The organism is Burkholderia sp. Bp8963 (genome assembly GCF_003854275.1).
Classification (GTDB): domain Bacteria; phylum Pseudomonadota; class Gammaproteobacteria; order Burkholderiales; family Burkholderiaceae; genus Burkholderia.
In genome coordinates this window covers 177,708-191,220 of record NZ_QTQP01000008.1, presented here as the reverse complement: position 1 = coordinate 191,220, position 13,513 = coordinate 177,708, and the positions used below count along the sequence as shown (strand labels likewise).

At 67.9% G+C, this 13,513-nt stretch carries 10 protein-coding genes and 1 pseudogene; 2 read left to right on the top strand and 9 right to left on the bottom strand.

Going from position 1 to position 13,513, the window contains the following annotated elements:
* Positions 1-38: 38 nt before the first annotated feature.
* The 8 genes and pseudogenes from DID96_RS09515 to DID96_RS38240 form a co-directional block, all read right to left on the bottom strand.
* Positions 39-1,571, bottom strand: a pseudogene (locus DID96_RS09515) (sigma 54-interacting transcriptional regulator); the annotation flags it as partial.
* Positions 1,540-2,925: a hypothetical protein gene (locus DID96_RS09510; protein WP_124599096.1), complete on the bottom strand. Its 1,386-nt coding sequence runs from the start codon at positions 2,923-2,925 to the stop codon at positions 1,540-1,542. The gene DID96_RS09510 and the pseudogene DID96_RS09515, both read right to left, overlap by 32 nt.
* A 115-nt stretch (positions 2,926-3,040) precedes the next feature.
* Positions 3,041-3,865, bottom strand: a complete 825-nt coding sequence (locus tag DID96_RS09505) for a peptidase C39 (RefSeq protein ID WP_124599095.1) — start codon at positions 3,863-3,865, stop codon at positions 3,041-3,043.
* 6 nt (positions 3,866-3,871) lie between these two features.
* A complete protein-coding gene (locus DID96_RS09500) occupies positions 3,872-4,582 on the bottom strand; it encodes a C39 family peptidase (protein ID WP_124599094.1) in 711 nt (236 codons plus the stop codon).
* Positions 4,583-4,653: 71 nt separating this feature from the next.
* Entirely contained in the window at positions 4,654-6,099 is a 1,446-nt protein-coding gene (locus tag DID96_RS09495) for a cell wall anchor protein (RefSeq protein ID WP_124599093.1), read from the bottom strand.
* 24 nt (positions 6,100-6,123) lie between these two features.
* Positions 6,124-6,747, bottom strand: coding sequence for a hypothetical protein (locus DID96_RS09490; RefSeq protein ID WP_260463831.1), 624 nt, complete (start codon positions 6,745-6,747; stop codon positions 6,124-6,126).
* Positions 6,744-7,226, bottom strand: coding sequence for a hypothetical protein (locus tag DID96_RS09485; RefSeq protein ID WP_124599092.1), 483 nt, complete (start codon positions 7,224-7,226; stop codon positions 6,744-6,746). Before DID96_RS09485 ends, DID96_RS09490 begins: the two co-directional genes overlap by 4 nt.
* A 46-nt stretch (positions 7,227-7,272) precedes the next feature.
* Complete coding sequence (locus tag DID96_RS38240; protein WP_185732208.1) at positions 7,273-7,485, bottom strand: hypothetical protein; 213 nt, start codon at positions 7,483-7,485, stop codon at positions 7,273-7,275.
* 675 nt (positions 7,486-8,160) lie between these two features.
* Here DID96_RS38240 and DID96_RS09475 point away from each other — a divergent pair.
* Positions 8,161-9,558: a sigma-54 dependent transcriptional regulator gene (locus tag DID96_RS09475; RefSeq protein WP_124599090.1), complete on the top strand. Its 1,398-nt coding sequence runs from the start codon at positions 8,161-8,163 to the stop codon at positions 9,556-9,558.
* Between the two features lie 41 nt (positions 9,559-9,599).
* Complete coding sequence (locus DID96_RS09470; protein WP_124599089.1) at positions 9,600-10,571, top strand: thymidylate synthase; 972 nt, start codon at positions 9,600-9,602, stop codon at positions 10,569-10,571.
* Positions 10,572-10,686: 115 nt separating this feature from the next.
* Here DID96_RS09470 and DID96_RS38235 read toward each other — a convergent pair whose 3' ends face one another.
* Positions 10,687-13,443 carry a DUF6600 domain-containing protein gene (locus DID96_RS38235; RefSeq protein ID WP_185732207.1) on the bottom strand — a complete coding sequence of 919 codons (2,757 nt, stop codon included), beginning with the start codon at positions 13,441-13,443 and terminating at the stop codon, positions 10,687-10,689.
* Between the last annotated feature and the right edge of the window lie 70 nt (positions 13,444-13,513).

The following is a 13,513-nucleotide window of genomic DNA, read 5'->3' as shown; positions in this document are numbered from 1 at the left end:
GACGCATCATCCGTCCGCGCAACGTCGTGCGTACGTGCCTACCCACCGTGCTCGTCGTCGCCCGCCGCCGCGCGCTGCTCGGTGTCCGACAGGTCGCGCAACCCGTGCGCACCCATCAGCCGGTACAGCGTGACGCGCGAGATGCCGAGTTCCGCAGCCGCTTCCGCGAGCCGGTGCCGGTGGCGCAGCAGCGCAGCCTCGATCGCGCGCTTTTCCGCGCGCTCGCGCGCCTCGGCCAGCGTCGTCGATTGCTGCACCGTGTACTGCCCGAGATCGAGATCGGCCGCCGAGATCAGCCGGCTGTCCGCCATCACGATCGCGCGACGGATCCGGTTGATCAGCTCGCGCACGTTGCCGGGCCACGGGTAGCTGTACATCGCCTCGATTGCGCACGGCGTGAAGCCGCGGATCTTGCGTGCGCCGTCGCTGCGGAACTTCAGCAGCACGTGGTGCGCGAGCAGTTCGATGTCCTTGCCGCGTGCGCGCAGCGGCGGCTCGTCGATGCGCAGCACGCACAGGCGGTGGAACAGGTCCGTGCGAAAGCGCCCGTCGCGCATCGCCGCCTCGACATCGACGTGCGTCGCCGAAATGATCCGCACGTCGACCGGGATCGACTCGTGGCCGCCGAGCCGCTCGATTTTGCCTTCCTGCAGGAAGCGCAGCATGCTCGCCTGGCTTTCGAGCGGCATGTCGCCGATTTCGTCGAGGAACAGCGTGCCGCCGTGCGCGGCCTCGACGCGGCCGATCTTGCGCTGGTTCGCGCCGGTGAACGCGCCGCGTTCATAGCCAAACAGTTCGGACTGCAGCAGATGATGCGGAATCGCGCCGCAGTTGATCGCGACGAACGGTGCCTTGCGGCGCGTGGAGCGCTCGTGGATCGCGAGTGCGGTCAGCTCCTTGCCGGTGCCCGATTCGCCGGAAATGAACACCGTGGCGTCGGTGTTCGCGACCTTGCGGATCGTGCGGAACAGCTGCTGCATCGCGTCGCAGGTGCCGACCATTTCGTCATCGCCGGTTGCCGCGACGTCGGTTGCAAGCTCGAGGTCACACAGCGTCACCATGCCATACGCGTGGCCGATGAGGTAGTCGATCGTCGTATGGGTCGGCGGGCCCTTCACGTAATCGAAGCAGCATTGCCGGATCAGCTTGCGGATATCGGGCTCGGCGAGGCGCGCGGCGTCGGCGAGCGCGATCCAGCCGATCTGCTGATGGCGCAGGACCGGCTCGAGCGCGGGCAGGTCGCGCGCCGCGAAGCCGTCGAGATCGACGATGCCCGCGTGCGCGACTTCCGGCTTCACGAGCCGCTGCACATCATGCGCGGATTTGGCGCAGAGCACGTCCCAGCGTCGCTCTCGCAGATGCGCGACGAGCGCCGCGTCGGGACGGCGCGACAGATACACGAGTGGCCGGACGGCAGGCAAGTGGCTGGTCCCGGGCCCGTCCGCGTGCGCGATCGTCAGTCGCGGCACGAAACCCGGAGGGGCGGAAGGTGAGTCGGGGCGGGAGTCATGCACGATATCCTCGCTACGGTGTCGCGCTTCAGAACGTATACGGGAAGCGCAGTCCGACGACGTAGTTCGGCGCATCGGGCGTGAGCCCGATCGCGACCGACGCATTCATCGTCAGGTGTTTGTTGAACACATGGTTGAGGCCGAAGCCCAGTGTCGATGCGGTCGTCTGGCTGCCCGGCACGCGCTGCCACTCGCCGCCGGGCGCCTGGGTGCGGGTCGACGGTTCGATCGCCATGGTGTAGGCGATGCTCGCCGAGTCGCGCTCGGAGAACGCAAGTGCGACGCCGCCGCCGAGCTGGACGATGTCGCCGAGCTTCACTTTCGCGGGCTGCGTCTGGCCGACCACCGACGAGATGTCCGCGAACGAGCGCGCGACGTTGTACGTATAGGACACGCTGCCGAACAGCACGATCGGGTCGTAGGTCTTCAGCGCGGACAGCCCGGCCGTGATGCTCCAGAAGCCGGTGCCGGTCGGCAGCTTGCTCGGCGCGACGAGGTTCGTGTTGCTCGCGTCGGCCTGCAGCAGCTTGATGCCGAACGGCGACGTGCCGGTCGGCGACTTCACGCGCAGGCTGCCGACGATGTCCGGCACGCTGCCGTGCTCCTTGACGAACTGGTAGTAGATGCCGAAGTTCACGTCGCCGAGCGCGTGCGAATTCACCGCGGTATCGGACAGCGTGTTCGCCGCGCCGCCGGCGCCGCCGTTGATGAAGGTCGACGTGCGATACATGTACGGTACGTCGGCGTCGACGCTGATGCGGTCGGTGAGGCCATAGCGGACATCTACGTCGGACATCAGCTGATGCGACTTCGTCTGGCCGAGATTCAGGTTGCCGAGGAAGATCGCGTCGAGCGCGAGGAAGCCGGACAGCTGCAGTTGCCGACGGTCGTAGTAGGTGTCGCTGATCCCCCAGTCGATCGTCAGCTTGCGGTCGAAGAGCGGCGCATGCTCGCGCTGCACGACCGCGTCCTCGGCCGCGGTGCGGGTGGGCTCGGCCGCTTTCTGCGCGGTGCCGACGGCGCCGGGGGCGCCGGTTTCGGCGGCGCCCGCGGGCGGCGGCGGATTGACCGGCACGCCGGTCGCGGTGCCGGTGCCTTCGCCCGGCGCGGGCGTGACGGGCGTGTACTGTGACAGCAGCGGCGACGCCAGCGCGGCCGGATCGGCGGCGCCGGGCGCACCCGGCTCGCCGCGGCCGCGGCGAGCCATCTCGAGATCGACGACCTGGCGCTCGAGTGCGTCGATCTTGTGCTGCTGCTCGTCGACGACCTTCATCAGCGTATTGAGCCGCTCTTCGAGCGACTGGTTGGCGAGCGCCTGCGCATGTGCACCTTGCATGAACGTAAAGCAGAGCACCGCAGCCGGAATGGCGGCAAGCCTGGCGTGCGGTAGACATGTTGACGACTTGTGATGCATGGCCCTTCCCCCGGATGGAGCGGCCGCGAAGCAAACCAAAGGGTCCGGTTCGCGGCCGCCTGATGCGGCACATGAAGCGGTTGCATGTGCGATGCCGCGGCTTGCGCGCCGCCCGTCATCTCCTCGACAGGGCGCTGTTTTGCAGCGCCTGCAGGACGCCCATCTGACGGAGCGTTGCCGGTGACATCTGCTGCGTCTGCAGCAGGAGTTGCAACTGGTTCGAGACGATCTGCCGATTGCCTGCGACCTGCAGCAGTTGCGCGATCGAGCCGGCCTGCCGGGTGGATGCCGGCGCAATCGACTGGGTGGCCAGTCCCGCGGGTGTTTGCAGCACGACAGAGACTCCATTGCCGGTGAACGAGACCCCGGCCTTCACGGTGCCGGTCGCATCGGTCGCGAATGCGCTCGGGTTCGACGTCGAGCCGGGCAGCGGCGCCGGCGCCGGATGCTGCGCATTGAAATCGATGACGGCGGTGTTGGTGCCGGCGTTGTTGTTGCCCGCGACTTGCGTGACCTGCGAGATGCCGTTGACCGATACCGGTTGCCCGCCCGTGGCGATCGCGTTCGGGTTCGCGCCGGTCGGCGCGTCGTCGCCGTCGACGACCTTCGCGAGCGTCGTGACATGCGTGTGGACGTGGTGTTCGGCATTCGTGGAAGCCGACAGCGTGCCTTGCGCGATCGCGCGGGCGCCGTTCGGCAGTTGCCATTCGGACACGAGGTTCAGCACGAACCCGGAAATCATCGATGCGTCCGCATACTTGCCGGTCTGGCGGCCGAGGACGTCATCGTCGACGAGCTGGATGGCCGGTGCAGGCACCTGATTGTCGAACGGACGCAAGTCGGGCGCGCCGAGCGCGTTCCCGGCTGCAATGGCGCCGTCCGAGTAACCGCACATGGCAGCACACCATGCAACGCAAAGCGGCGAGAGGGAGCGTTTCATGATGGGTCAGAACAGGTCTGCCTTGATCAAGCCGAATTCGACGAAGGGAATCGCGGCGTTGCCCGTGTTGAGCGCCTGGTCGCGCAGCTTGAGCGCCAGCGATTCGTTGTTCTGCAAAAGCGGGGAATCCTCCTTGAACGGTTTCCCCAGCACGGCGAAGACGAGGCCGTTCCAGGTCCTGGCGAAATCCTGCTCGAGCACGATGCGGTTGCCGAGTGCGGGGTCGGCGATGAAGATCCGGTCGTTTTCGGCATGCTTGACGATCACGAAGTGCTCGTAGCCGTCGAGGTTCATCAGGACGAGCACGGGTATCTGCAGGTGGTACAGCGCGTCGATCCCGACCCGGAAGCCGCGGCCGCGCAGGCCGAGCGTCTCGACGAACTTCTTCATGTCGAGCATCGAGAAGCCGTTCCTGACCACGACGTCGGGCGTCGAGAACGCCATCATCCGCCGGATCATTTCGGTTTCCGGAATGTCGATGTCGTAGCCGTACTTGAGCAGCGTCGCGAGCGCGGCCGAGCCACAGCTGAAATCGAACTGCTGGTTGACGATGTCGCGATAGCGCAGGTCACGCATCGATTGCAGATGCTTCGTGAGCGGCACGCCCACGAGCGTGGATGCATCGATGCTCGATTGCGCCGCGACTGCCGCGCACCAGACGCCGCCTGCGAGGGCGGTGGCGATGCGCAGCGGCCACAACCGATGTTCCCCGGACATGCTGATCTCCTGCTTCGCGCGCCGCACCGCGATGAGCGGCGGCACGGCGCGCGTTCCCCCGGTTTCAACGATCAATGACCGTTGTTGAGCGCCGCGATCGCGAGACCGTTGTGCTGCAGGTTGCCGACGCCGCCGGCGATGTTCACGCCGATGTTGCCGGTCGAACCGTGCAGCGTGTTCGCGCCGAGCACGGCATTGCCTTCAAAGCGTCCGCTGGCGCCGGCCGCTGCGGTTTGCGTGTTGTCGTCGGTCGCGACCATCGCGACCGTCTGCGCTTGCGTCGCATTGATGGTCGTGACCGAGCCGGCGAGGCTGTTGTTCTGCACGTTGCCGATGCCCGACGCGACGTTCACGCCGACATTGCCCGACACGTTCGACAGCGAGCCGTCACCGACCGTCGCGTTCAGCTTGAAGTTGTTGACGCTGGCCGAGCCCGCCGACGACTGCTTGCTGAAGATCTGCGCGTTGCCGAACACGTTGCCGATATCGACCGACGCGAGCGACACGTCGTTGCTTTGCGCGTTGTCGATGCCTTCCGCGACGTTCACGCCGAGATTGCCGGTCACGCCCGACGCGGCGTTGCTGCCGGTACCCGCATTCAGCACGCCGGCCTGGCGAGTGTCGGTGTAGTGCGTGACGCTGCCCGTCTTCGTCACGTCAGTCTGGTCGAGGTCGAGGTTGTAGCTCCACGACTTGCTCTTCGAGAATGTTTCGGATCGGCTCTTCTCGCCCGACTTGCTCGACGATTCGGTAGACGCCATCTCGTCGTGGTGCGCGCGCGCGCGGTAGCCGGATTCGCTCGTCGACGAACTCGTGTTCGTCGATGAACTCGACGTGTCGTTGTGCGTCGTGCTCTTCGACGATGCGCCGTCCCATGCGACACCGGCCGCGCCGGCTACATAGAGGCTGCCGTTCAGGTTCACGTCCTCGCTGCTGCCGCCATTGCGATGGTTGCCGGTATGGGTATGGGTCTCGCTCGCGCTGGCGGACGCGGCGACCGTGGCCGTCAGCACGCCCGCGACGGCCTCGTGGCCGCTGTTGGTGCTCGTGTCGCTCGACGACGAAGCATGCTGCGTGTCGCTGCTGGACTGCGAATTCCGGCTTTCGGACGACGCCCACGCCGTCGCGCTCAGCGAATCGTGCGACGACGAATGCGATGCGTTCGACTTCGACGACCACGTCTTCGAGAATGACTCGCTCGCCGAGTACGACGCGCTGCCCTTCACCGAGACGTTCTTGTCCTCGTTGTTGTAGGTCGTCGTGACCGCGCCGAGCGTGTAGCTGTGATAGTTCGGATCGAGCGACGTCCCTTCCGGCAGCATGACCGTCTGGGTGTTGTTGACGACCGCCCCGGCGGTGCTCGTCACGGTCACGCAGCCGAAGATCCGGACCCAGCCGCGTATGCCGACCGTTTCATGCACACCGGTCGTGTTGAACAGGTACACCTTCGGCGGGGCCGCCAATGCGGACCCGGCCGCTGCGGCGAATACCGCCGCTGCAATGAGTGTGCGCTTCATAGTACGCTCCGTTACGGTGATGGCTTAATTAAAAAGAGTGCCCGCCGGGGGACGGAGCACAAAACTGTTTGCCGTTGCATTACCGGCGCCGGAGGTCTGGTTGACTTGTACGATGCCGCTGATATGCTTGAAAGCGTCGCCGCTAATCGACGCCTCGGGCATACCCCGCCCGCCCACCGGGAGCCCCGGTCCTCCGGGTCTCGGGGCTGTCTCGGATAGTTCGGTATCCGAGACAGCCCTCGCTTCCGCGCCCAGCGTGCCGAGCACGATGCTGTTGCGCTGAAGATTTCCTGCCCCGGCGCTCTGGTTCACCATCAATGCGCCTGAGACATTCGAAAATGCCGTGCCCTCGATGCGCGTCGCCGTATCGCCTACGCGTGCGTGCGTGACGGCCAACTGCGTGACGCCGACGTATCCGGCGCCGGTGGCGCCCATTCCCAAAGCCAGCTGATTGCTCTGCGCGTTGTCGAGACCGGCCGCTTCGTTGACCGAGAGCGCGCCGGTCGTGTCGCTGCCTGCGCCGGTCGAGATCGTCGCGTTGCCGCTGACCACCGGCACGTTCTGCGCGAATGCGCCCGGCGCAGCGAGCGTGGTGAGCGCGACCAGCAATGCGCTGGCGAGCGGCGCGCATAGCGTGCGCGCGTTCACTTGACCGCTCCCAACGCGCTCGTGAGCGGGGCGAGCGCACCCGTCACCGAGCTCGAGATCGTGCCGCCGATGCCGCCCGTCGTCGGCACGCCGCCGACCGCGCCGCGCACGATCGAGCTGTTGCCAGCATCGCCCGCGAGCACGCGCGTGACGGCCTGCATTCCGATGTCGCCGAGCACGCCGCCAGGCGCGACACCGTTCGAGCCGTGTGCATTCGTCAGATCCACGTCGGACACCGTCGTCGCGATCATCGGGTTGAAGCTGCTGGCCGGGAACGTCGTCGCGCGCGCGAGCACGGGATCCTGATCCTTCGGCACGTGGTCGTATGCGACGCGCGGCGTGATGTCGCGCGCCACGACGATGTCGCCCGGATTCGCGGTCGATTCCTGCGCGAAAGCCGTGCCGCATCCGATGCCGACGAACGCTGCGCACAGGACGGCGAGTGCCGGGTGATGCAGCGAAAACTGCGGAACGTTCATGTCGTGCCTCTTGGTTCGCGTCTTGCTCGACGAGCGGCGGTACCGGTTACTTGCGCGTGTAGCTCGCGTTATTGCCCTGCATCGCGCGTTGCGCGTCGACCGGCATCGGCATCGGTGCGGGCGGCGCGATCTCGTCCCACAGCGTCACCGACGCACTGCCGGTCGTCAGTTGCGCCGACGTCGAGATCGTCACGTAGCCCGGCGCGCGGCCACGCTGCTGGCCGAGCGTTTCCTCGTCGAGTGGCGTATAACGCTTCATCCACGTAGCGTCCGCGAGCGGAGACGCAAACGTTGCGACTGGCGTGTCCGGTGGTGCGGCATCCTCGGCGGACGCCGAAACCGGCAGCCATGCGGCTGCAAGCGCGATGGCCAACGAGGCGAGAGAAGGGCGAAGGACGTGTCGCATGGCGTGTCTCCGGTGTACCCCGTATTCAGCGAATTGCATGCCATCGACGTGAAACCGTTGTCGCGATTGCGCGTTGCATTCCGGTGTATCGGGTCGTGCAGCCAAACGCCAAAAAAATGTTTCAGGCCTGAAACGAGGGGACTTGGGAGTACTGCGGATTCAAGCAATCCGCTTCAAGGATGAAAATCGTGGCTACGTGTCGATGCGAAAAACAGCCCGCGCGCCCGGCCATATATGCAGAGGAATCGCGATTATCCGGTCGGGTTGCGCTTCGATCGCACGCAGGGCGTTGAAATCGGTTTGTCTTGATGAGCGGCTATAACCAAGCTGCATTGACCAAACAAGAACCACACGCGAAGAGACCCGCGGCCGCTGTCCGCGAATTCGTACGCGCCATCATGCGAGGTGTAGCGCTGCCTCGCATTGCATGGTGAATCGAGCCAGCCTGTGCATGGACCCGATTCGATTTTTGCATGCGACTTGGCATGCGTCGGTAATCGTTAGACGGTTGATGAACGGGGTGATCGTATGGAAGCCGAAGCACGGCATGTGATCTACTTTTCCCGGGAGCCGAGCGATGCGTTGCGCGGACACTTCGACGCGCGCGGCTGGCGTGTCGATCTCGCCGAAACCGTGCGCGACGTGCGGCGTGTCGTGCAGCACGGCGTCGCGACGGCCGGGCTGCTCGATTTCTCCTCGGGTTTCAAACCGGCCGACCTGCATGAACTCGAGCCCTGCCTGACGATCCCGCATATCGGCTGGATCGCGGCGACGCAGCGCGGCCAGTTGCAGGACGCCGCGCTGCGGCACCTGATTCGCGACTACTGCTTCGACTACGTGACGATGCCGTACGAGACGTCGCGGATCGTCGAGACGATCGGCCATGCGCACGGAATGGTCGCGCTGACCGATCCGGTTCCGCTGCCGGCGGGGGCCGGGCGCGGGGAGGGCGAGATGGTCGGCACATGCGACGCGATGCTCGCGCTGTTCAAGATGATTCGCCGGGTGGCGACGACCGATGCGCCCGTGTTCATTTCCGGTGAATCGGGCACCGGCAAGGAGCTGACGGCCGTCGCGATTCACGAGCGGTCGTCGCGTGCGCAGGCACCGTTCATCGCGATCAACTGCGGCGCGATCCCGTCGACGCTGCTGCAGGCCGAGCTGTTCGGCTACGAGCGCGGTGCATTCACCGGCGCGAACCAGCGCAAGATCGGCCGCGTCGAGGCCGCGCACGGCGGCACGCTGTTCCTTGACGAGATCGGCGACCTGCCGCTCGAGAGCCAGGCGAGCCTGTTGCGCTTCCTGCAGGAGGGGAAGATCGAACGGCTCGGCGCGCACGTGTCGGTGCCGGTCGACGTGCGCGTGATCTGCGCGACGCATGTCGACATGGAAGCGGCGCTGCGCGACGGGCGTTTTCGCGAGGACCTGTTCCATCGGCTCTGCGTACTGAAGATCGACGAACCGCCGCTGCGCGCGCGCGGCAAGGACATCGAAGTGCTCGCGCGGCACATGCTCGAGCGCTTCAAGGGCGATTCGCATCGCCGCCTGCGCGGCTTCTCGCCCGACGCGGTTGCCGCGCTGTACGGGTATCCGTGGCCGGGCAACGTGCGCGAGCTGATCAACCGCGTGCGTCGCGCGATCGTGATGTCGGAGGGCCGGACGATCACGGCCGACGATCTCGAGCTGAGCGACTATGCGGTGCTCGCGCCCGTGTCGCTCGTCGAGGCGCGCGAGGCGGCCGAGCGGCAGGCGATCGAACACGCGCTGCTGCGGCACCGCGGCCGTTTCGCGGATGCCGCGCGCGAGCTCGGCGTGTCGCGCGTCACGCTGTACCGGCTGATGTGTGCGCACGGGATGCGCGATCGCGGCGATGCGCTGGCCGGCTTTCCGGCGCCGTTGCCGGACCTTCCGCGGCACGCTTGCTAAAATTGGCGGGTGCGGCCGCCCTCGCGGCCGAAGGAACCCGCATGAAACAGTATCTCGACCTCGTTCGCACCATCCTCGACACTGGCAGCTGGCAGGAGAACCGCACGGGCATCCGCACCATCAGCATGCCCGGCGCGATGCTGCGCTTCGACCTCCAGCAAGGCTTTCCGGCCGTGACGACGAAGAAGCTCGCGTTCAAGTCGGCGATCGGCGAGCTGGTCGGCTTCCTGCGCGCGTCGAAGAGCGCGGCCGATTTCCGCGCGCTCGGCTGCAAGGTGTGGGACGCCAATGCGAACGAGAACGCGCAATGGCTCGCGAATCCGTACCGGCAGGGCGTCGACGATCTCGGCGACGTGTATGGCGTGCAGTGGCGCCAGTGGCCCGGCTACAAGGTGCTCGACGCGGGCGCCGACGCGCAGATCGCTGATGCGACGCGCCGCGGCTTTCGCATCGTCACGCGCTTCGACGATGGCGGCGCGCCGAAGGTGCTGCTGTACAAGGCGATCGACCAGCTGCGCCAGTGCCTCGACACGATCATGGAGAACCCGTCCGACCGCCGCATCCTGTTCCACGCGTGGAATCCGGCGCTGCTCGACCAGATCGCGCTGCCGGCCTGTCATCTGCTGTACCAGTTCCTGCCGACCGCCGCGAAGCGCGAGATCTCGCTGTGCCTGTACATCCGCAGCAACGACGTCGGACTCGGCACGCCGTTCAACCTGACCGAAGGCGCGGCGCTGCTGTCGCTCGTCGGCCGTCTGACCGGCTATACGCCGCGCTGGTTCACCTATTTCATCGGCGACGCGCATATCTACGAAAACCAGCTCGACATGCTGCAGCAGCAGCTCGCGCGCGAGCCGTACGAGAGCCCGCGGCTCGTGATCGCCGATCGCGTGCCCGACTATGCGCAGACGGGCGTCTACGAACCCGAGTGGCTCGAGAAGATCGAGCCGTCCGACTTCTCGCTCGCCGGATACCGGCACCATGAGCCGCTGACGGCGCCGATGGCCGTCTGAGCGCGCGCGTCGGGCGCCGGGCCCGACAACATGTGGTCGGCAAAACAACGCCCCGATCGGCTTCTGCCGGTCGGGGCGTTTTGTCATCCGAGTTTGTGTCCACTCACGCGTTCACTCACTCGTGGCGCCGGTTGTCGTGTTGCGCTTGCGGCGGCGGGCTGCTTTGCACGTGCTGCGGGGGTGGCGCCGCCGGGCGCGGCTCCATGCGCGGCGCCTGCACCTGCGGTCGCGGCTCTGCACGCGGCTCCATCCGCGGCGCCGGCATCGCAGGCTGCGGGCGTGGCGCTTCGTGAACCGGGGCCGGCGGACGATACTCGTTCGCATGCGGCGGCGTGTAGCTCGGACGCGGCGCGGGCGCGGAGTAGTCCGGGCGAGGCCGTGCCGCCGGTGCCGCGTAATCCGGCCGCGGTTCCGACCGCGGTTGCGCATGCTGCGCGGGCGCGGTGAAATCGGGGCGCGGTCGCGGCTGCGGAACTTGTGTGGCGAGGTCGGCGTGCGGTTGCGGCAGCGCGCGCGGTGCAGGTGCCGCTTCGGCTTGCCGCGCGGCAGGCATCCCGCCCTGCGGCGACGGCGCGGCTTCAGCGCGCGGCGCAGGTGCCGCTTCGGCCTGCCGCGCGGCAGGCATCCCGCCTTGCGGCGACGGTGCGGCCTCAGCGCGCGGCGTCTGCGTACCGCGCAACGGCAGCAGCGCGTTCTGGCCTGCTGGATGCGTTGCCGACAGCGGCGCGCCAGACGGGCCGAGCGCTGCGCGCTGCCGGTCGATCGGCGGATGCGGCTGCATCCACGCGGGCGCCGGCGCCGGCGCGGCTGCTGCGGGCCGCTCGCCGTTGCGCTGATCTGGTGCGGCTGCTGCGGGCCGCTCGCCGTTGCGCTGGTCCGGCGCGTTGCCGAACGACGGCGGATGCGGGACGCCGCGCTCGGGCGCCGCGGCGGCGTGCTGCGCCGCGGGCACGTTCGGCACGGCACCGTTCATTAGATGAGGCGCATTCGCGGCGTCGCCGTTCGTCGGGTGGCCGCCATGCGCGGCGCCCATGAGCGCCGCCGCGCCCAGACCGGCGGCGGCCGCGCCGATGCCGGCCGCTGCGAGGCCGGACGGGCCCGCATGCGCAGCGCCAGGCTGGCCTTCGCCCTGTGCATGCGTGGCGCCGGGTCGGCCTTCGCCCTGCGCATGCGGCGGCTGCACGACCGGGCCGTGCGGGTTGACGAGCTGGACGTTTCGCATCGCCCAGTCCTGGTGCGGGTTGCCGGCTACCCGGACCGGGCGCGGCGTGTAGTCGGGCGGCGCGGACGTCTTCGCGACCGGCGCGCCGGCGCCCGGCACGCGACCGCCTTGCTGCACGAGGTGCGCGGCCGCCTGGTCGCGATACGCGGCCGGCACCACCGGGTTGCGGGTCGCGACGACCGGGTGCTGCGCGACGGCAGCGGGCGGTCGATAGGCGGCATTGCGCAGCCCGCCGGTGAAACTCTGGCGCACCGGGGCGATGCCGGGCGTGCCGGGGGTCACGTGCGCGTTGCGCCACTGCTGCGGATCGACCCGCTGAGCGAAATGCGCGACCGGCTGGCCGTGCACGAACGCGGTCGCGGGCACGGCCGTGATCGCATGCGGCGCGTGATAGTTGATGTACGTGTTGTTGATGTTGGTGATGTTGTTGATGTTCGTCACGTTCACGGTCTTGTTCACGTTGACGTTGTTCACCACGACGTTCTGGTTCACGCGATCGTAGTAGTGCGGGCTCCAGCCGCCCCAGCCCGGGTGCCAGCGTTCGCCGGGGCCGAGCGGGAACCACGCGCAGCCTGCGGCCGCGACGCCGCCGACTGCGAGGCCGACGCTCCAGTCGAAGCCGCCGCCGCCACCGCCGACGAACGCGACGAGTGCCGGTGCATAGACGGGCGGCTCGCTGACGACGAGCGGGCCGGGCACCCACGCCCAGCTGTCGTCGACATACGCCCAGCGGCCATAGTGGTAAGGCGCGAAGCCCCACGGCTGGTCATCGACCCAGGTCCAGCCCCACGGCGCCTGCCAGATCCAGTGGCCGTCGTGATACGGCGCCCAGTCCGACGGCACGTCGTTCGGCACCCATACCGAGCCATAGCTCGGATCCTGGCGCCACGTGCCGTTCGCATCGAGATCCTGGTAGCCGGGGACGTCGCGCGACACGTAGCGTGCCGACACCGAGCGTTCCTCGGCCGCGTCGCGGCCGGCCGCCCACTGGTCGAGCGGATCGAATCCGGGCGCCGGGGACTCCTGCGCGACCGCCAGGTTGGTGCCGGTGAATACGACCTGCTGCCCGGCGGACAGCGGATACTGGCCGTTGTCGCCGTAGACGGTCGCGCTGCCGCGCCGCACGGTGACCGTCGTGCTCGCGCCGTCGGGCGCGACGTCGACCCGATAGTCGCCGGGGCCCGTGACGCCGAGCGCGAGGTTCGGCGTGTCGATTTCATACGACGCGCCGGGCGGCAGCGAGCGCACGTGCGTCGACACGGTGCCGAGGCCGACCTTCAGCTGGGTCGTCGAGTCGTCGAGGTTCAGCAGCGACAGGCTCGTCGATTGGCCGAGCCGCACGGCGGTCGAGCCGATGTGGATTTCGGAGCGGGCGCCAGCGTCGTTCCAGAGCTGGTCGCCGGTCGTCAACGGCCGGTTCACGGCCGCGTACGACCACGTGTCGGTGCCGGCCGGCTCGGTCGTCACCGCGCCGGACAGGTAATTGAGCCGTGCGACCCGGCCGGGCGGGTCACCACCCGGCTGCCGGGCCGGCGCCGCGTACGGCGGCGCGCCGGCCGATTGCGCGAACGCGGGCGGCAACGCGGCGAGCGCCGCGAACGCGAGCAACGTGAGGCGGGCAGTGCGCTTGAGCGTGAACAGGGTGGTCATGATGAGCGTATGCGTCGTTATCCCGGCCCGTCGATTCGTGCCGTTGATTTCACAATATCCGCTCGGCCTG